This is a genomic window from Streptomyces sp. NPDC127068 (assembly GCF_042724695.1).
Classification (GTDB): domain Bacteria; phylum Actinomycetota; class Actinomycetes; order Streptomycetales; family Streptomycetaceae; genus Streptomyces.
Genome location: NZ_JBHXEN010000029.1, coordinates 42795 through 62228, shown reverse-complemented (window position 1 = coordinate 62228; position 19434 = coordinate 42795). Strand labels below are relative to the sequence as shown.

Below are 19434 nucleotides of genomic sequence, written 5' to 3'. Positions count from 1 at the left end.
CCCGCTCCTGCCGGGTCCGCCGCGGGGCGGGGTGCGTCACGCGTCGCGGGGATGCCGGGCGGGCGGAACAGCGACGGGGTGGGGCGACGGCGCGGGCGACGCTCGACGGGAACCCGGCGGAACGCTCGCCCACCCAGGGGGCACCGACCCGGGTCGGCGATCCGCGGGGGCACCCGCGGATCGCGCCGACGCGCACGCCGGCGGCCCGCCCCGCGTCAGCGGGGCGCACCGGGCCGGACGGAAGGGTCTTTCAGTGTTCCCGGGGAGCCGGAACCACGCGCTCCACCTCGGGGTGGGAGGTCAGCAGCTGACGCATCGCGGCCTCGGCGGCCGCCCCGTCCCCCTGGGCGAGCGCGTCGACGATGCGGGCGTGGTGGACGAGGGCCCCCTCGTGCGGACGGTCACAACCGGTCACCGGTCCGCCGGAGACCTGGAGTGCGGCCGAAACGATTCCCGACAGGTGCTCCAGCATGCGGTTGCCCGCGGCCTGGATCAGCAAGGCGTGGAACTCGGCGTCCGCGCGGACGAAGGTGACGGCGTCGCCCTGGCCGAGCGCGTGCCCCATGATCTCGACCATGTCGGTGAGGCGCTGCTGCACGTCCTCCCGGCCGTGCCCGGCGGCGAGCCGGGCCGCCAGCGGTTCGATCGTCCACTTCAGGTCGTTCAGTTCGCGGCGCTGGTCGTCGCGCTGGGGGCCGAAGGCGCGCCACTCGATGATGTCGGGGTCGAGCAGGTTCCAGTCGCTGACCGGGCGCACCCGGGTCCCGACGTTGGGGCGGGCGCTGACCAGGCCCTTCGCTTCGAGTACGCGCAGGGACTCCCGGACGACGGTGCGGGAGACCTCGAACCTCTGACCGATCTCCTCGGGCACGAGCGGGCGGTCGGCGCCCAGGTCACCGGAAACGATCATCTGGCCGAGTTGCTGGACGAGTTGGCCGTGCAGACCTCGGCCACGGCTGCCCGCGGCCCGCCTGCCGACGCGGCCCAGCTCCTGATCGGCCCCGTCCCAGGCCGGTACGCCGCGGTCCGTCGCGGGGGCCTCCGGGTAGGTGTAGCGGTCGAGTCCGCCCGGTCCGGCGAGGCCGGAGTCTGCGGTGCGGGCGGTGGTCATCATGGTGTGCGCAAGGGTACTCACGGAACCTTTGTCGGCCTTGCCCTCAGGGGCCTTGAGGTCTTTGGTGAAAAGCACACGAAAGGGTGATCGCTCACCCCTTCGCAATTGACGCCTTATCGGAAAGAAGTGAACGCCACTCGGGAAGTTGTGTCCGCAGGTCGACCAATCGGTCAACCTCGGTCTTCAACGCACCCTGCTACGGCTCACTGTGAGCAGATACGCGCACAACAGTGCCGCGAGCGAGAGCGCCAGCGCACTGCCGACCGGTTGGGTGATCATCCGTAGGCCGGCGACCAGGAACTTCTCCGCCCCGAACGGCCACATCGTGAACTCCTGGAGGCGTGCCGGGAGTCCCGCCGCCGTTCGAACGGATGGACCGGACAAGACCTTCTGTACGCCCGGCACCACGAGGACGGGCACCGCCAGCACGGCGGCGAGCCCCGCAGCCGTCGACTTGAAGGTCCCGGCCGCGAGCACCCCCGCCCAGGAGCAGCCGGTCACGAGCCCGATCCAACTCGCGGCGAGCGCCGGCCAGGATGGCGGGAGCGCTCCGACCTCCCCTCCGTACACCAGGCCGAGCAGCAGGGCGTCGCACCCGACGGTCACGACGGCGAGCAGGAGGGCCGTGGCCGCCGCGACGGTGAGTTTGGCTCCCAGGAGTCCCAGCCGGCGGGGCACCGTGCCCCGGTCGGCGGCGAGCGCAGGGTGTCGGAACTCGTCACCGAAGGCGAGTGCGCCGAGCAGTCCGGCCGCCAAGGCCGCTGGGGGCAGCGGAAGTTGCTCGGGCCAGGCGGCGAGGAGGCGGGCCGGCGGCTCATGACCGGTCCTCGCCAGGAACACGGCGAGGACCGCGGAGACCACGAGCGCCGCCGCACAGGTGACGTACCCGGTGGCGATGCCGGTGGCGCGACGCAGTTCGTAACGGACCGGGCGCAGCGGCGATCCCACGGGGCGCACCGTGATGGCGGGCGGTCGGGCGCGGGGCTCCGTTCCCGTGGGCGGCGCGGCGGTGCGGGGTCGGTTCGCGGTGTCGTCGAGCGCGGCGGTGGGTGCGGTGGCCGGCCCCGTACGGCCGAGCGCCGCTTCCTCGGGGCCCGTCGGTGGGGTGGGGGCGCCGAGGCGGGCGGGGCTCCGGGGGGCTGCGGTCGGGGGCGCGGAGCTTCGGGGGGCTGGCGGGGGTTTCCGGCCGGGCGGGGCGCCCTCGGCAGCCGCCCGGTCTCCGTCGCCACCGGCCGGCGGCCCCGTGTCCCCGGTCTCATCGGCGAGTTGGTGGACCAGGATGCCGTGCCGGTACGCGAGCTCACCGATCTCCGCGCAGCTGCTCCCGTACACGGACAGCCGGTTGCCGGCCTCGTTCACGACCTCGACCGACTGTCGGGCGGCGCGCGCCTCCTGGGTGATGAACCGTGCGAGCCGGACGGCGTGCGGGCTGCGCACGGCGACCCGGGGCCGCAGCCGGGTGCGGGCGAAGTCGACCGCCTCCTGATCGGCGATGACCCGCCCGGCTTCGAGGGTGACGACGCGGTCGGCGGTACGGGCGGCTTCCTTCGCGTCGTCGGTACTCAACAACACGGTGCCCCCGAGCCTGGCGTGGGACCGCAACAGGTGGTGCAGCCAGCTCCGTTCAGGGGTCGACAGGCCGTCCGTGGGGGCGTCGAGCACGAGCGTGTGCGGATCGGCGAGCAGGGCGCAGGCGAGCGCGAGGCGACGGTCCATGCCGCGCGAGAGGCAGCCGAGCCGGGTGTCGCCCACCCGGTCGAGGTCGGTGGCCTCCAAGACGTCGTCGACCCGACCGCCGGGCACCCCCGCCGCGGCGCACAGCATGCGCAGATGCCCCCGGACCGTGCGGGCGGGGTGACCCGGCACCTCACCGAGGACGACCCCCACCTCGCGCGCGGGGTGCGGGATGCGGTGCAGTGGACGTCCTCGGAAGTGGGCGGTTCCCCGGCCCGGCTGGAGTTCGAGCATCAGCCGCAGGAGCGTCGACTTCCCCGCTCCCCGCGGTCCGAGCAGGGCCGTGATCCGTCCGGTGGGCGCATCGAAGGAGACGTCGGCGACGGTCGGCAAGGTCTCCTTGCGGGACGTGCTGGTCAGTCCGATGGCCTGGATCATCGCTTCTCTCGCGGGCGGTGCGACCGCTCGGCGGCCGGAGTCCCGCCCACCGAGGCGGGGGACGGGCGACGCCATGGGTACCCGAGCAAGATAGCGCGACAAACTAGACTTTTCGGTCATTGGTGGGCAGGGGTGTTGCCCCGGGGAAGAGGGCGCCCGCCCCCGTCGCCCCTGTTCGACTCGCCGTACGTCAGACCTCCGGCCGCAGCATGGGCGGATTGAGGAGCGTGGCGCCGCCCGCGCGGAACAGCTGCGCCGGCCGTCCGCCCTGGCGGGTGGTGGTCCCACCGGTCGGGACCAGGAACCCGGGCGTCCCGGTCACCTTGCGGTGGAAGTTGCGCGGATCCAGCGTGACCCCCCACACCGCCTCGTAGACCCTGCGCAGTTCACCGACCGTGAACTCCGGCGGGCAGAAGGCCGTGGCGAGCGACGAGTACTCGATCTTCGATCTGGCACGCTCCACCCCGTCGGCGAGGATGCGCCCGTGGTCGAACGCGAGCGGCGCCGGCTGTTCGCCCCCGCGGTCGGGCCCTCCTCGTTCGAGCAGTTCCTCCACCGGTGCCCATCGGGCGTTGCTGGCGTCACCGCCCGCCCGGGGCGCGGGGAGGTCCGGTGCGAGCGCCAGGTGCGCGACGCTGACGACGCGCATGCGGGGGTCCCGCTCGGGGTCGCCGTAGGTGGCCAGCTGTTCCAGGTGCGCACCGTGGGGTTGGGCCGGGGCTGCCGGGTCGTGGACGGACAACCCGGTCTCCTCCACGAGTTCACGGGCCGCCGCCACCGACAGGTCCTCGTCCTCCCGCACGAAGCCGCCGGGAAGCGCCCAGCACCCCTGGAACGGCGCCTCACCTCGCCTGACCGCCAGTGCGCACAGCGCATGGCGCCGGACGGTCAGCACCACCAGGTCGACGGTGACGGCGAAGGGCGGGAAGGCTGACGGGTCGTAGGGCGGCATGCCGCGATCATAGTCGTCTCCCTGACGATAAACAGTCCATTCCGTCCTCCTCGCAGATCCTCGTTCGGTCTCCGTCACCTCACGTCCCTTCTCCCGCCCCGGCGATCGCCGGCCGCGCCCTCGTCGCCCTCGTCGCCCTCGTCAGTGTTCGGTGGGGCGGTCCGATCCGGGGCGGGTCACCGGGCGCGGGGAGGCGACGGGACGGGTCCGGGCGGCGGGGCGCGGGCGGGACCCCGGGCGGGTCGGCGGGCCGCTCGGCAGCGGGCCGCTCGGCAGCGGGCCGCGGGCTCCTCCGGCCGCCCGCTGTCGGGCCTTGCCGCGGCGGAGCGTGGCGGCGGTCCGCGCGGACCTCGGGGTGGGGGCGGCCCGAACCGGCTGCGGGCCGCGGCGCGCGTCCGCCGCCCGGGCCCGGGCGGCCTCCCGCTCCTGTCCGCCCTGCCGAATGCACTCACGCATGGTCTCGATGCTCAGACCGTCGTTGCACGCCTGGTGCAGCAGCCTGGCGAACAGGTAGTCGGGGTCGGCGGCCAGGGCCATCGCCAGGGCCTCGCGCGCCTCCAGGCCGTCCCCGGTGGACCAGGCGACCCAGCCGGCGAGGGAGAGGGGCGCCGCCGCGTGGTCCGCGTACGGGCCGACACAACGGCGGGCCAGTGTGCGCCAGAGCCTGAGCGCCGCTTCCCCGTCCGGCCCCTCCATCCACTCCGCGGCGCCGTCGCGGGTGTCCCGGTCCTGGAGGCCGATGAGGAGGGCCGCCGCCTCGTCGTGGGAGAACAGGGCGTCGTCCGCGCCGTCCCCCGCCGTCGGATCGGGCTCGCGCGGCGCTGCTCCGAGCCTGGACAGCGCGGTGCGGGCGAGGGCGAGCGTCGCGGCGGACGTGTCCTGCCCCGTCCGGTCGCCCCCGTCGGGCAGCAGCCGTGCGCGGGCCGCGTCGAGGGCGGATTCCTGCTCGCGTGCCGCGGGGCCCTCCCAGGGGGTGAGTCGGGCACGCAGCTCCCGCAGCGGGCCGCGCACCCGGATTCCCGCGTAGGCGGCCGCCGCGGCGAGCACCGACGAACCCGGCAAGCCCATGGCGGTGCCCTCCGCGGGGCAGCAGCGCTCGTCGGGGCAGATGTAGGACCAGTAGCGCCCGGCGGACAGGCACAGCGCCTCGACCACGGGCACCCCGAAGCCGCCGCAGGCGCGGCGCAGGTGCTGCGCCAGGGGGCGGAGCCCTTCCATGACGGCGGAGCCCGTCCCGTCGCCCCGGGGCTCGCGGCAGACGAAGACGACCACCGCATCGGGCAGGGAGCCGCGTCGTGCCGACCCGATCACCAGGCACCGGGCCAGTTCGTCCGCCACCGCCCGCCAGTCCGCGGTGCGTTTCGGGATGCCGAGGCGCACCCGGCCGGCGAACCTGCTGTAGCCCTCCTGCCGGTGCAGGGCCAGCAGGACGACGCAGTCCTCGGGACGGTAGCCGAGGATGTACGGGAGCGCGTCCGCCATCTCCGCGGCGGAGCGCAGCTTGACGGGCGCGTCGAAGTCCGGGCAGTCGATCAGCCGGGCCGGCCGGTCGGGGGCGGGGGTCGCGCCCGGGCGGGCGGAACCGTGCGCCGGGTGACTGTCCGCTGCCGCCGGACGCCCGTCCGGTGCGCGTCCGTCCGGTACGCGGTCGCCCGCACTGTGGTCGTCCGGCTTCTGGCCGTTCGACCCCTGGTCGTTCGAGCCGTGGCCGTCCGAGCCGTGGTCGTTCGGACCCTGGCTGTCCGGGCCGTGGTCGTCCGGGCCGTGGTCGGCGGGGTCCATGGCGTCGTGGTGATTCGTCATGGAGTGACCATCCCCCGGAATGCAATCTTCCGGTTGTTCCTGTGGATAACCCGGATCAGGGACACGACAGGAGTTGTCCACAGGTCAGCGGGGTCGGTCGCGCGATGTCGGACCCATCGGGTTGCATGGGGGCATGAGCAACGACGAACTCCGCACGGCCGCCGACGCCGTCCTCGCCCGGCTGGTCGGTGACCCGGCCGCACGCCTCAGGGAGGACCAGTGGCGGGCGATCAGAGCACTGGTCGCACAACGGCGCCGGGCCCTGGTGGTGCAGCGCACCGGCTGGGGCAAGTCCGCGGTGTACTTCGTCGCGACCGCGCTGCTGCGGGAGAACGGCGGCGGTCCCACCGTGATCGTCTCGCCCCTCCTCGCCCTCATGCGCAACCAGGTGGACGCGGCCGCCCGTGCCGGCATCCGCGCGCGCACGATCAACTCGGCCAACCCCGAGGAGTGGGCGACCGTCCAACAGGAGATCGGCGCCGGTACCGTGGACGTCCTCCTGGTCAGCCCGGAGCGCCTCAACAACCCCGACTTCCGGGACAACGTGCTGCCCGAGCTGGCCGCCGCCACGGGACTGTTGGTGGTCGACGAGGCGCACTGCATCTCGGACTGGGGGCACGACTTCCGACCCGACTACCGACGGCTGCGCACCATGCTGGCGGACCTCCCGCCCGGTGTCCCGGTGCTGGCCACGACCGCGACGGCGAACGCACGCGTGACGGCGGACGTCGCGGAGCAGCTCGGCACCGGAGCCGCGGCGGCGGCGGACGGCGCGGACGACACGGGGAGCGCCCTGGTCCTCCGCGGCCCCCTGGACCGGTCCAGCCTCAGCCTGGGCGTCCTCGCCCTTCCCGACGCCGCGCACCGCCTCGCATGGCTGGCCGAACACCTGGACGCACTGCCGGGCTCGGGCATCGTCTACACCCTGACGGTGGCCGCAGCGGAGGAGGTCACCGCCTATCTGCGCCAACGGGGGCACACCGTGGCCTCGTACACCGGCAAGACGGAGAACGCCGAGCGGCAGCAGGCGGAGGAGGACCTGCTGGCGAACCGGGTCAAGGCACTGATCGCCACCTCGGCGCTCGGCATGGGGTTCGACAAGCCCGATCTGGGCTTCGTCGTCCACCTCGGCTCTCCCGCCTCGCCCATCGCCTACTACCAGCAGGTGGGCCGCGCCGGCCGCGGGGTGGAGCACGCGGAGGTGCTGCTGTTGCCGGGCAGGGAGGACGAGGCGATCTGGCAGTACTTCGCCTCGTTGGCGTTCCCGCCGGAGGAGCACGTGCGCAGGACCCTGGAGGTGCTCGCCGGGGCGGACCGGCCCCTGTCGCTGCCCGCCCTGGAGCCCCTGGTGGAGCTGCGGCGCAACCGGCTGGAGACCATGCTGAAGGTGCTGGACGTCGACGGGGCCGTGAAGCGGGTCAAGGGCGGCTGGGTGTCCACGGGCGAGCCCTGGGCGTACGACACCGAGCGCTACGCCTGGGTGAACCGGCAGCGGTCGGCCGAGCAGGAGGCCATGCGGGAGTACGTGCGGACCACCGGTTGCCGCATGGAGTTCCTGCGCCGCCAGCTCGACGACGAGGAGGCCGCCCCCTGCGGCCGGTGCGACAACTGCGCGGGGGCGCGGTTCGACACCGAGGTCTCCGGCGCCGCGCTGGACCGGGCTCGGGGCGAGTTGGAACGCCCGGGCGTGGAGGTGGAACCCCGCCGCATGTGGCCGACCGGCTTGACGGCCGTGGGCATCTCGCTCAAGGGCCGCATCCCCGCCGGCGAACAGGCGGCCACGGGGCGCGCCCTGGGGCGGTTGTCGGACATCGGATGGGGCAACCGCCTCCGGCCGATGCTGGCCCCCCAGGCCCCCGACGGACCGGTCCCGGACGATGTGGCACGGGCCGTGGTGGAAGTGCTCGCCGACTGGGCCAGGGGACCGGGCGGCTGGGCGTCCGGCGCCCCCGACGCGATGACCCGACCGGTCGGCGTGGTGACGATGGCCTCGCTGAACAGACCCCGGTTGATCCAGTCCCTGGGCGCCCGGATCTCGGAGGTGGGCCGGCTTCCCCTCCTGGGCAGCATCGCGTACGCGCCGGGACACGAGCCGGCACGCACCCCCCGGAGCAACAGTGCCCAGCGGCTGAAGGTCCTCGACGGCGCGCTGCACCTCCCCACGGACCTGTCGCTGGCGCTCAAGGCCGCCGACGGCCCCGTCCTGTTGGTGGACGACCAGACCGACACCGGGTGGACCCTCGCGGTCGCCGCGCGGCTGCTGCGGCGGGCGGGAGCCACCGAGGTGCTGCCGTTGGTGCTCGCCCTGCCCGGATGAGTCGTACGTCCGGCGCGTGCGGGCGCGCCGGACGGGTTCACCCGACCTGTGGGTGACCACCGGGTGGCCGCACGGCCGGATCGCGGAAAACGGCGGGCAGACAGGGCGTTCCGAGATCTTCGGGCGAGGGATATAAGAGACGAATGCCAAGGAATGGGTCGACGGTCCCAATTGCTCGTTGCCGCAAGCCAATACGACGGGAAGAATTGGCATTGCTCCCCTGCGGCTCGCCCGTCTCCCGAGAGGGCTGTGCCGTGGTGCGCTCCCCCACGTCCGTTTCCGCCCCGTATGTGGGCGCGTAGCCGAAGGGAGGGCCGTGACCTTCGGATTCGCTCCGTCCAAGGCGGCATCGATGATGTCTGCGTCCCCGACGCGTGAGAACCTGCCGACCGATGCCGCCAACCAACTGGCCCGGATGCTGGAACCCGCTGAATGGGCAGCGGCCGGGATTCCGCTGCTGCGCAACCCACGTGAGGTGGTCAGCGGACTGCACGCCCGCCACCGGCCGACACCGGCCACCGCGGTCGTCGCCGTCCTCGACTCCGACGAACGCCTCAGAGCCAGTGCCTCGTTCACCCGCCGCGCCGCTTCGGCCGACGGATGGGTGTTCCGCAACGCCCTGCTCGCCCAGCTCCGCCGGGTGATTCCGCACGACCTCCGCAGACGCACCCCGGTGCGCACCGCGGTGCTGCTCTACTGCCGGGACGGGGACGCACGCTGGACCCAGGAGGACGGGGCCTGGATGTGGGGGCTCCGCGACGCGTGCACCCTGCACGGGCTGCGCTGCGGGGCCTACATCACCTTGACACGCGACGGCTGGCAGGTACTCGGCGAGGGACGGGGCGGTCGTCGTCCCAGCTCCCTCTCGTCCTCCCAGGACTTCGCGGCGGACCTCACTCCCCTACAGCCCCGGGCCGGGGGAGCCGCATCGGAACTGCTGCGCCGCGCAGCAGCACGCTGAGCGGCACGGCACCGGGCCCGGCCCGCCGGCCTCCCGAGGCACGCCCGCACGGGCGTCCGCTCCCGGAGGCCGGGCACCACCGGGTCCGCACGGCCGCTCCCACCAGCGCGAGAACACCGCCGGACACGGCCGGACCCGCCCGCGCCGTCACGTCCGGGCGGCGGGCCGCGGCGCGCGAGGGCCTGACGACGCAGTGGTGGCGGTGTCCCGGACCGAGTCCGAGCCACCGCCACCGACACCGTCCGGAGTCGTCAGACTCCGGCACCCAGGGCCGCGTTGATGGTCTGCGGATCACCGCACACGATCAGGAGCGTGCCCGCCCTGGTCAGGGCGAGCGGTAGTCCTGTGGAGACGTCCCCACCGTTGACGGCGGCGACCACGACCGGACGAACGGTCGCCCGCTCCAGGGCGGCGGCGTCGGCGTAGAAGACGTCGTCCACGGCATCGTGCTGCGCCCAGTAGGCGGCCTCGCCGAACGACAGTTCGTGGGTGGCCCAGGGGTGCTGCTCCCCCGTGGTGACCACGAGGATCTCCCCGGGGGGCCGGCCGGAGTCGAGCAGGAGGTCGACCGCTTCTTCCGCCGCGTCCAGCGCCCCCTCGGCCGAGGCCGGGATCAGCTGGAGCTGCGGTGAGGCGGCAGCCGGGGACACGGGGGTCGACTGCACCGCGGTGGCGGCAGTCGCGGCCGGAGCGGACGGCTCCGGCTTGGCGGCCGACGACTCGCGCGGCGTGCGCTGCGCGGGTGGGGTGGGCCGCAGCGGGCCCGGTCCGCCGGGGCGCGGTGGCGCCGCGGGACGCGGACCGGGTACGGGGCGAGGGGTCGGCGCGGGGTGGCCACTGGCCGGGGTGACGCGCGGACCCTGGGCACTCTCGTGAATCTGAGGCTCCTCGGGACTGAGAGGCATGAGCTGGTATCTATCAAACGCCGGCGCGAACGGGCCCGACGGGTGGCACATCAGTGCGAATGAGAACGTCAGAAGTCGAAACCCAGCTGGCCCTCGACCTCCGGAACGCTTTCGTCCGCCCAACTGCGGGCCTTCTTGAGATGTCGCCACTGGGGCAGCGCATCAAGATACGCCCACGTCAGCCGGTGGTACGGGGTGGGGCCCCGTTCCGCCAGTGCGGCCCGGTGCACCGGCGAGGGATAGCCGGCATTGGCCGCGAAGTCGAAGTCTGCATGTTCGGACCCCAGTTCGGCCATCATTTTGTCGCGGCGGACCTTCGCGATCACGGATGCGGCGGCCACCACGACACAGGACCGGTCCCCCTTGATCACGGTGCGCACCCGCCACGGGGTGCCGAGGTAGTCGTGCTTCCCGTCGAGGATGACCGCGTCGGGACGCACCGGAAGGGCCTCCAGCGCACGCACCGCGGCCAGCCGGAGTGCGGCCGTCATGCCCAGGGCGTCGATCTCCTCGTGCGAGGCGTGCCCCAGTGCGTGGGCCGTCACCCAACCCTCCAACTCCGCGGCCAGAGCGGTACGTCGCTTGGGCGTGAGGAGCTTGGAGTCCGTGAGCCCCTCCGGGGGCCGTCGCAGTCCGGTGACCGCGGCGCACACGGTGACCGGGCCCGCCCAGGCACCACGTCCCACTTCGTCGACGCCCGCGATGATCTTCGCACCGGTGGTGGCGCGCAACGAGCGCTCAACGGTGTGGGTAGGTGCTTCGTATGGCATGGCACCTGCAAGCCTACGCCGACCGGTTCGCCGACCGACACCCGGTCCCGGTCAACGGCACGGTTCTTCGCGCCATTCCCGGACGGACACCCCCGTACGCCCCGGTCAGGGGTAGCCGGCCTCCCGCCCGGCCTGCTGGCACTGCGTCCATGTCGCCCGCACCGGACGGTCGTTGAGGATCGCGCGGGCCCTCGCCTCGCCGAGGCTGGTGGCGTACCAGGGCTCGTCCGCGTGGCGGCGCAGTTCCCCGTCGATCGACCGGAGCGCACAGGACCGCAGCGGCTCGGGGAGGGCGTCCAGGGCGGGCACCGCGTCGGCGGAGAGGTCCCGTACGTAGTCGAGGTCGAGCTGCCCGGTCTGCTCGTGACGCTGCACGCTCCGCTCGGCGATCAACGCGTCGGGGGACACCGCACCGAACAGCAGCACACCCAGAGCGGCGCTTGCGGCCACGGCCCGCGGTAGCCAGCGCGTGCCCCACACCCCGGCAGCCATGATCAGCACGATGACGAGGCCCAGCCACGCTTCCACCGCGACGACCGAGATCCTCAGGCGCGTCCACCCGTACGCGTCGACGTACATGTCCATGCGCCGCACGGCCGAGGCGACGACGACCAGGGTGAGGACACCGAGCGTGCCGAGCACCGCGCGTACCAGCACCCCGTCCTTCGGCCCGTCGCGCGGGGCCCAGCGCACCGCGGCGACGATCACCACGAGCACCAGGAACGTCGCGAGCAGCAACTGCCAGAACCCCTGTCGGGCGTACTCGGCGTAGCTGAGGTCCGTCTTCTCCAGGACCGTGTCGTAGCCGCCGAAGAGGACCGTCAGCTGCACGGCGATGAACAGGGCGAACAGTCCGTTGAGCACCAGCAGCGGCAGTGCCCACTCGACGCGCCCCCGGGCGCGCCCCGGCGCGAAGGAGAGCCTGTCCCAGCGCACGGGGGAACCGCCGGCGTACGCGACGCCCAGGGCGCCCAGGAGGCCCAGGGCCAACAACAGCAGGCGCAGCGGGCCGTCAGCGCCGGACACCTCCGGAACCAGGTCGTCCAGCAGGTCGGCGAAGGCGGCGTCGGCCGCGGCGAACAGCGCCCCGAACACCAGGAGCAGGGCCGCCGTCACCCCGAGGGCGCGCAGTACGGGCCCCACCCGACTGGACGGGGCCTTGGAGCGCTCCCGCAGCCCGCGCCAACCCCAGCTCAGCCCGCGGGGCACGGCCTCGATCAGGCCGAACGGGCTGAACGCGATCCCCGCCCAGGTGCGGGAGCCGTGGAGGGCGAGGGCGCCGAGCCAGAACGCCGTGGCGACGGCGAGGAAGGAGGGCCAGGAGGCGTCGCGCAGTGCCGGTACCGCGAGCAGCGCGAGGCCGCCCGCGCCCCAGAGCAGGGTCCAGGGGCGCGTCCGTCGGCCGGCGCCGACCGCCGCGTGGATCGCGGCGAGGCTCGCCGGCAGCGCCACCAGGAAGAGGTTGAGTCCGATGCCGTCGCCCAGCAGCACCATGCTGAGGACTCCGGTGGCGAGCACGGACCAGAGGGTCGCCGACCGGATCGGCCGGGGGGCGCGGCTGCGCAGGGCGCTCCACGGGTCGGCGGGGGGCGCGGCGCCCGGTCGTGGGGACGGGCTCCCGGGGCCGGCCGGCGGAGCGGTGGACCGGGCCAGTGCGCGGGCGGGCGGGGCGCCCGGGGGTGTCGACGGCTCGGGCTGCGCGGTCGGCTTCTCGGACATGGTCCCCCCAGACCGGGCCCGGCACGCGAGCGGGGCGCCGCGGCGCACGGGCGGCGGTGGCTCGTACGGAACGCGCGCCTTCGTGGTCGGGTGGCGGCGTGGCGGTAAGCGTAGGGCTGCGCGCCTGGCGGGTGGGGGTGCGGGCGGCTCCTGTGGCATGACCGTGACAGTTCGCTGCGCTCGCCGGTCCGTGCGTTCACCTGGCGGTGCGCTGCTCGGCTCGGGTGCGGTGTTCGGCTCGGGTGCGCTGGGGATTCGCGCGGTTACCCGGGCGCCTAGTCGGTGGGGTGGGGGTGCGTGCTGGTTGCGGCGAGCCAGTCGGGGAGCCGCTCGGTCCGCTCCAGCCAGGCTTCGGGCGGCGCGCCGGTCGCGGAGGCCGCCACGATGCCGCCGACGATCGCACAGGTGGTGTCGACGTCCCCGCCGACCTGCGCGGTCTCCCAGAAGGCGCGGGGGAAGTCCCCCAGCCCGCGGGCCGCCGCCCAGAGCGCGAAGGGGACGGTGTCGTGGGCGCTGGTCCGCCGCCCGCAGCCCAGGACCGCGGCGACCGTGCCCGCGTCCGAGTAGTCCAGCATGTCCCGCGCCCGCCGCAGCCCCGCTTCCACGGCGCTGCGCGGCACCAGGGAGATGACCCCGTCGAGCAGGGCAGCGGCGCTCGGCGGTCCGGACGGAGCCGCCGCGAAGGCCGCCGCCGCGGCCACGGCCATCGCGCCGACCACCGCTTCGCGGTGCTGGTGGGTGGGGTAGGCGGAGATCTCTGCCTGGTGGGTGGCCTGCTCGGGGTCGTCGGCGTACCAGGCGCCGAGGGGCGCGATGCGCATCGCGGCCCCGTTGCCCCAGGAGCCCTGGCCGTTGAAGAGGGCGGCGGCGAGTTCACGCCAGTCCTCGCCCTCGCGGACCAGTCGGAGCAGCCGGTTCACGGCGGGGCCGTAGCCCCGGTCGAAGTCGTGGTGCGCGGCGAAGGAGGCGGCCAGCGCGTCCTGGTCGATCCGTCCGTGCTCGGCCAGCACGGCGACGACGGAACAGGCCATTTCGGTGTCGTCGGTCCACTGCCACTCGCCTGCGGGCAGCTCACCGCGGCCGAGGAGGGGGTAGTGGGCGGGGACGAAGAACTGGGAGCCGAGGGCGTCCCCCACGGACAGGCCGCGCAGGCTCGCGAGGGCCCGCCCCAGACGGGGGTCGGATGAGGTGGGAACGGTCATGTCGTCGTCACCCTATCCGGTGGTCCCGTACGGTTCCGGTTCGCACCAGCTGTCAAAGGGACGGTCCAGGTGGTACTTGCCGTCGGCGCCGAGTTCCAGGACCCGCACCTCGCCGTTGCCCGGGTTGGACAACGACTCGAACTCGGCCACGCTCCAGTGGAACCAGCGCATGCAGAACAGGCGCATCGTCAGCCCGTGGGTGACCAGGAGGACGTTCGCCGGGTGGTCGGACTCCTCGAAGCTGCGGAACAGGCTCTCCAGGAACGCCCCCACCCGGTCGTACACGTCGGCCCCGGACTCGCCCTGGGCGAAACGGTAGAAGAAGTGCCCGTAGGCGTCGCGGTACGCCTTCTGGAGACGTACGTCCTCGCGCTCCTGCCAGTTGCCCCAGTCCTGTTCGCGCAGCCGGGGTTCCTCCCGGATCCGGACGAGTTGCGGGTCCAGCGTGAAGGCCCGCAGCGTCTGGTGCGTGCGTCGGTACGGGGACACGTAGACGCTGACGCGTTCCTGACCGAACAGTTCGCGCAGGTGCTTGCCCGTCTCCTCGGCCTGCCGCCAGCCGTTCTCGGTCAGCGGGAGTGCGTGGTCGGGCTCCCGCTCGTACACGGTGTCATCGGCGTTGCCCTTCGACTCCCCGTGCCGGACCAGGACGATGCGGCGTGGTCGTACCATACGGAAACCCTAGGTCGAGATCGGTGTTCGAGCGGTGGTCCGGTCACCCTACGGCGGGTCGCCGCCCGGCCGCGGCGCCGGTAGTCGCACCGGTCAGACGGTCCACGCCTTCTCCATGTCGACGATGTCACCCGACAGCGAGGCGATGTCGGCCTCGGTCTGGGCGCGCAGGGAGAGGCGTTCCACGCGCTCCGCCCGGTACTTGCCGTGCTCGGCGTCCGACTGCCACATGGAAAGGATCAGGAACTCGCTGCCCGGCCCCTCGCCGAACAGTCCGCGCACCATGCCGGGCGAGCCGGCCATCGCGGGGTTCCACACCTTCTCCTGCATCAGGGCGAAGTGTTCCGCGCGCTCTTCGTGCACCCGGCAGTGGGCGACCCGCAGCAGGTCGCTGTCGGTGAAGCGGGGCTCGAAACCGGTCTTCACGTCGAAGCGGTAGTCGAACAACTTCACCTGGGCGTGGGTGAACGTCCCGGACTGGGTGGCCGCCAACCGGTCGTGGGAACGCGCCATGAACGAGTCGTAGAACGCCCGGCTCTCCCAGAACGCGAACACATGGGCGACACCGGGCCGGGTACGGCTCCAGCCGCCGCCCTGTGCCCGGAACCCCGGCTCGCCGAGGAGCCCCGCCCACTTCCGCTGCCCTCGTTCGAAACCTCGGCGGTCGACGACGGTGCAGCGAATCCACTTGACCAGCACCGCGCCATCGTAAGGCCACGGAGCGTGGCCGGGGCCATGCTCCGGCGGAGTGCGCCCCCTGCAAGCCCCCGGTGATCGGGGTGCGCGTCCCTCGCCCCGCCGTGCGCCCGGGTGGGGCTCCGCACGTCCGCCGGGCGCACGTCCCCGCCTCCGGTATCCGACCGGGCACGGTGCGTGGTCCGTGGCACCATGGGGAGCAACGCGTACGCGTCGTGGAGAAGTTGGTCCCGTCCAGAGGGGGAACTGGTGAGTGGTGGTCTCAACAAGGGGCTCGCGAAGGTCGAAGTGGGCGTCCGGTGGGACCCGAGTCCCTCGGGCACGGCGGCGCACGACCTGGACGTCATCGCGGCGACCTACACCGAGAACGCGCCCTACGGCGCCCCCGAGTACCTCGTGCACTTCGGCAGCAGGTCCCCGGACGGCACAATCACGCTGAACCGCGATAGCCGCACCGGCCAGGGCTTCGGCTACGACGAGGTCATGGTGCTGGAGTTGGACCGGCTCGCCCCGCGGTACGAACGCGTGATCGTCGGTGTGGCCATCCAGCAGCCCGGCCAGGAGCTGACCTTCGGCGACATCGTGAACGCCGCGGTCCGCATCCGCACCGGTGCGCTCGACATCGCACAGCACGACTTCGGCGCGGTGCTGGGGAACAACGCCACGACGATCGCGGAGTTCACCCGCGACGGGGCGGGCGCCTGGCAGTACCGCCAGGTCATCCAGGGCTTCGACGCGGATCCGGCGTCCTTCGCCGAACAGATGGGGCGCGCGATGCCGTCCTCCTGAGCAGCCGGGACGCCCTAGGGTTCGGCGCCATGGTGCAGGGAACGAACTCCGCGGCGCGGAAACGGCCGCCGAAGCAACGGACGAGGACGAGGGGACGGCACGCCGCCCGGCGGGGGCGCAGCAAGGACGGCTTAGTCCGCTCGTCCTTGCTGATGGCCCTCGGTACGGTGGTGTCACGGGCGACCGGACTGATCCGCCAGGTACTGCAAGCGGCAGCACTGGGAACGGGCCTGCTGGCGAGTACGTACAACACCGCGAACACGGTGCCGACCAGCCTGTACACGCTGCTGATCGGCGGCGCCCTCAACGCCGTGCTCGTGCCGCAACTGGTACGGGCCCGCGCCACGCACCCCGACGGCGGACGGGCCCACGAGCAGCGTCTGGTCACGCTCGTGGTGTGCGTACTGGGCGTGGGCACGGCGCTGGCGGTGTGGGCGGCGCCGCAGATCGTGGGCCTCTACATGCGGGACACCCCGGAGAGCCACGAGGCGTTCGAACTGACGGTGACGTTCGCCCGGTTCCTGCTGCCGCAGATCTTCTTCTACGGCCTGTTCAGCATCTACGGACAGGTGCTGAACGCCCGCGAGAAGTTCGGCGCGATGATGTGGACGCCGGTTCTGAACAACGTCGTCCTGGTCGGGATGTTCGCCGCGTACCTCGGGCTGATGACGGTCCCCGACCGGGTGGAGGACATCACCGCCGCCCAGGTGCGGCTACTGGGGCTCGCCACGACTGCGGGCATCGCCCTCCAGGCGCTGGCCCTGGTCCCGTTCGCGCGGGCGGCGGGCTTCCGGTTCAGGCCGCGGTTCGACTGGCGGGGCACCGGCCTGGGCAAGAGCGTGCACGCGGCGAAGTGGACGCTCCTGTTCGTCCTGGCCAACCAGGTGGCCCTGACCGTGGTCACGAACTACGCCAACGCCGCCGACCAGGAGCTGCCCCACGCCGGCGCGGGCTACTCGGCCTACACCTACGCGCAGACCATCTGGCTGCTGCCGCAGTCGATCGTGACGGTGTCCCTGGTGACGGCCCTGTTGCCGCGCATGAGCCGGGCCGCCGCGGAGGGCCGCGTCCCGGACCTGCGCACGGACCTGTCCCGGGCGCTGCGGTTCAGTGCGGTGGTCATCGTGCCCACCGCCTTCCTCTTCCTGGCCCTGGGGCCGCAGATCTCGTCGTTGCTGTTCGCCCACGGGGCGGCCGATGCCGACTCGGCCCGGCCGCTGGGGTACATGCTCCAGGCCCTGGGTCTCGGCCTCGTCCCGTTCTCCGCCCAGTACCTGCTGCTCCGCGGCTTCTACGCGTTCGAGGACACTCGTACCCCGTTCTTCATGGCGGCGTGGATCGCGGCGGTGAACATCGCCTTGGCCACGGCCTGTCATCTGCTGCTGCCCGTGCGCTGGGCCGTGGTCGGCATGGCCGGTGCCTACTCCCTCTCCTACCTGGCGGGCCTCGCCCTCACCGCGCGCCTGCTGCGGACACGGCTCGGCGGTCGCCTCGACGAGGGCGGGCTGCTCCGCACCTATCGGAAACCGTTCTGCGCCGCGGTCCCCGCGGCCGGGGCGGGCTGGGCCGCGGCGCGGGCCTGTGCGGTGCTCGGAACGGGGACGTGGCCCACCGCCGTCGCCCTGGTCGCCGGGACGCTGACGCTGGCCCTGGTGTACCTGCTGCTCGCCCGGCTGCTGAAGGTCAGCGAACTGCGGCGGCTGCCCGGGATGCGCTGACGGCACGCGCCGGGGCGCCCCCTCAGCGCGCGGCGTCGGCGTCCAGGGCCGGGGCCAGGACGGCGAAGGCCCGGTCGATCAGCTCGGCGGGGTCCTCGGCGCTGTCGCTGTCGCTCCAGCGTTGGAGTACGGCGTTGAACGCGGTCAACGCCATCCCTGCGGCCAACTGCGGGTAGAGGTCCGGGGCGGCGGCCGACGGCCGGCGGCGCGCCAGCTCCGTGGTCAGGTCCTCGTGCCACTGCCCCTGGCGCTCCAGGAAGCGGGCGTGCAGCGCGGGGGTGCGCAGGATCAGCTGCACCACGCGCAGCGCCCGGTCCGAGTGGGCGGCACAGTCGGCGAGGGGGACCGAGACGGCGTGCTTCAACGCCGCGGAGGGCGGTTCCGTACCGGGACGGGCGGCCAACTCCGCGCTGATTCCGTCGCCCATGTCGCTCAGGAACCGCACGACCACGTCCTCCTTGGACGCGAAGTACCGGAAGAACGTGCGCTTGGAGACGCCCGCGGTGGCCACGATCTCGTCGACGGTGACCACGTCGAACCCCTTCAGCGCCATCGACTGGAGCGCGGCTTCGGTCAGTTCGTCGGAGACGAGCTGACGTTTGCGTTGGGCCAGGCTGGCTTCGGGGCGAGGACTCACCCGCCCATGGTAACCGCACGCCACCCATGACACTCGGCGTCATCTTGACACCTAGTGCCACAAGCGGCAACGTGTGCCGCATGACAGAGCAGCAGCGCTGGACCGAGGAGCGGATACCGGACCAGACCGACCGGGTGTTCGTCGTCACCGGAGCCAACAGCGGCCTCGGGCTGGCGACGACCCGGGCGCTCGCCCGCCGCGGCGGGCACGTGATCCTCGCGGTGCGCGACGAGGACAGGGGCCGGCGGGCGGTCGCCGAGATCGCGGCCGAGCAGCCGGACGCCGGGCTTGAGGTGCGCCGGCTCGACCTGGCCGATCTGGATTCGGTCCGGTCCTTCGCCCGTCGGCTGCACGCCGACCACCAGCGGATCGACGTGCTCGTCAACAACGCCGGAGTGATGGCACCGCCACGAACCCTGAGCCCCCAGGGCCACGAACTGCAGTTCGCCTGCAACCACCTCGGCCACTTCGCGCTCACCGGGCTCCTGCTCGACCTGCTGGAGCCCGGGCCCGACCCCCGGGTGGTCACGGTGAGTTCGACCAACCACCGACAGGGCACGCTCCTCTTCGACGACCTCGCCGGCGAGCGCACGTACGCGCCGATGCTCTTCTACAACCAGTCGAAGTTCGCCAACGCCGTCTTCGGACGCGAACTGCACCGACGGCTGACCGCGGCCGGCAGCCCGGTGCGCAGCCTGCTCGCCCATCCCGGGTACACCGCCACCAACCTCCAGACGAGTGCGCCGGTCGGCCTGGTGAAGTTGCTGTTCGGCCACGTCCTCGCCCCGCTGGCCCAGTCCCCGGACCGGGGCGCGCTGCCCCAGCTGTACGCGGCGACCGCCCCGGACGTGGCGGGCGGACAGTTCTTCGGGCCGGACGGGATGGCCGAGCTGCGGGGCACGCCGACCCGGGTACGGGTCTCCCCCGCCGCCGACGACGCCGACACCGGCCGCCGCCTGTGGGAGGTGTCGGAACGGCTGACCGACGTACGGTTCCCGCCCCGCTGAACGGGACGACGGGAGCGGGACGGCGGCGGGGCGGGACGACGAGAGGGGTGCCAGCCGACG

Annotated in this window: 16 protein-coding genes; 5 read left to right on the top strand and 11 right to left on the bottom strand. The window is 73.2% G+C overall.

What is annotated here, in order from left to right; translation table 11 throughout:
- Nucleotides 1–250: 250 nt before the first annotated feature.
- From ACFWIA_RS19605 to ACFWIA_RS19590, 4 genes are all read right to left on the bottom strand, one after another.
- Nucleotides 251–1135: a FadR/GntR family transcriptional regulator gene (locus tag ACFWIA_RS19605; RefSeq protein ID WP_387006642.1), complete on the bottom strand. Its 885-nt coding sequence runs from the start codon at nt 1133–1135 to the stop codon at nt 251–253.
- Between the two features lie 162 nt (nt 1136–1297).
- Nucleotides 1298–3226: an ATP-binding cassette domain-containing protein gene (locus tag ACFWIA_RS19600; protein ID WP_387006639.1), complete on the bottom strand. Its 1929-nt coding sequence runs from the start codon at nt 3224–3226 to the stop codon at nt 1298–1300.
- A gap of 190 nt (nt 3227–3416) precedes the next feature.
- On the bottom strand, nt 3417–4178 hold the full coding sequence (locus tag ACFWIA_RS19595; protein WP_387006636.1) for an NUDIX domain-containing protein: 762 nt from the start codon (nt 4176–4178) through the stop codon (nt 3417–3419).
- A 141-nt stretch (nt 4179–4319) separates the two neighbouring features.
- Nucleotides 4320–5981, bottom strand: a complete 1662-nt coding sequence (locus ACFWIA_RS19590; protein ID WP_387006633.1) for a DUF4192 domain-containing protein — start codon at nt 5979–5981, stop codon at nt 4320–4322.
- Nucleotides 5982–6114: 133 nt separating this feature from the next.
- On the opposite strand from ACFWIA_RS19590, the gene ACFWIA_RS19585 reads away from it, so the two are divergent.
- Both ACFWIA_RS19585 and ACFWIA_RS19580 read left to right on the top strand, forming a co-directional pair.
- Entirely contained in the window at nt 6115–8298 is a 2184-nt protein-coding gene (locus ACFWIA_RS19585) for a DEAD/DEAH box helicase (RefSeq protein WP_387006630.1), read from the top strand.
- A 316-nt stretch (nt 8299–8614) separates the two neighbouring features.
- Nucleotides 8615–9259: a hypothetical protein gene (locus ACFWIA_RS19580; protein WP_387006627.1), complete on the top strand. Its 645-nt coding sequence runs from the start codon at nt 8615–8617 to the stop codon at nt 9257–9259.
- Nucleotides 9260–9510: 251 nt separating this feature from the next.
- Here ACFWIA_RS19580 and ACFWIA_RS19575 read toward each other — a convergent pair whose 3' ends face one another.
- The 6 genes from ACFWIA_RS19575 to ACFWIA_RS19550 all read right to left on the bottom strand — a co-directional run bounded on the left by ACFWIA_RS19575 (nt 9511) and on the right by ACFWIA_RS19550 (nt 15226).
- Nucleotides 9511–10164 carry a hypothetical protein gene (locus ACFWIA_RS19575; RefSeq protein WP_387006625.1) on the bottom strand — a complete coding sequence of 218 codons (654 nt, stop codon included), beginning with the start codon at nt 10162–10164 and terminating at the stop codon, nt 9511–9513.
- Nucleotides 10165–10232: 68 nt separating this feature from the next.
- On the bottom strand, nt 10233–10934 hold the full coding sequence (locus ACFWIA_RS19570; protein ID WP_387006622.1) for a ribonuclease HII: 702 nt from the start codon (nt 10932–10934) through the stop codon (nt 10233–10235).
- A gap of 105 nt (nt 10935–11039) precedes the next feature.
- A complete protein-coding gene (locus tag ACFWIA_RS19565) occupies nt 11040–12812 on the bottom strand; it encodes a DUF4153 domain-containing protein (RefSeq protein ID WP_387006619.1) in 1773 nt (590 codons plus the stop codon).
- Nucleotides 12813–12928: 116 nt separating this feature from the next.
- On the bottom strand, nt 12929–13855 hold the full coding sequence (locus ACFWIA_RS19560) for an ADP-ribosylglycohydrolase family protein (RefSeq protein ID WP_387006616.1): 927 nt from the start codon (nt 13853–13855) through the stop codon (nt 12929–12931).
- 12 nt (nt 13856–13867) lie between these two features.
- Nucleotides 13868–14527 carry a histidine phosphatase family protein gene (locus ACFWIA_RS19555; RefSeq protein ID WP_387006613.1) on the bottom strand — a complete coding sequence of 220 codons (660 nt, stop codon included), beginning with the start codon at nt 14525–14527 and terminating at the stop codon, nt 13868–13870.
- Between the two features lie 93 nt (nt 14528–14620).
- A complete protein-coding gene (locus tag ACFWIA_RS19550; RefSeq protein WP_387006611.1) occupies nt 14621–15226 on the bottom strand; it encodes a YdbC family protein in 606 nt (201 codons plus the stop codon).
- A gap of 246 nt (nt 15227–15472) precedes the next feature.
- Between ACFWIA_RS19550 and ACFWIA_RS19545 the strand changes: the two genes are divergently transcribed.
- Together ACFWIA_RS19545 and murJ are read left to right on the top strand one after the other, a co-directional pair.
- The gene (locus tag ACFWIA_RS19545) at nt 15473–16012 is read left to right on the top strand and encodes a TerD family protein (RefSeq protein ID WP_387006608.1); all 540 of its coding nucleotides are present in this window, start codon (nt 15473–15475) and stop codon (nt 16010–16012) included.
- A gap of 29 nt (nt 16013–16041) precedes the next feature.
- Nucleotides 16042–17730: a murein biosynthesis integral membrane protein MurJ gene (gene murJ, locus ACFWIA_RS19540; RefSeq protein WP_387006606.1), complete on the top strand. Its 1689-nt coding sequence runs from the start codon at nt 16042–16044 to the stop codon at nt 17728–17730.
- A gap of 22 nt (nt 17731–17752) precedes the next feature.
- Here murJ and ACFWIA_RS19535 read toward each other — a convergent pair whose 3' ends face one another.
- Nucleotides 17753–18367: a TetR family transcriptional regulator gene (locus tag ACFWIA_RS19535; RefSeq protein WP_387006603.1), complete on the bottom strand. Its 615-nt coding sequence runs from the start codon at nt 18365–18367 to the stop codon at nt 17753–17755.
- A gap of 80 nt (nt 18368–18447) precedes the next feature.
- On the opposite strand from ACFWIA_RS19535, the gene ACFWIA_RS19530 reads away from it, so the two are divergent.
- A complete protein-coding gene (locus ACFWIA_RS19530; RefSeq protein ID WP_387006601.1) occupies nt 18448–19374 on the top strand; it encodes an oxidoreductase in 927 nt (308 codons plus the stop codon).
- Nucleotides 19375–19434: the final 60 nt, after the last annotated feature.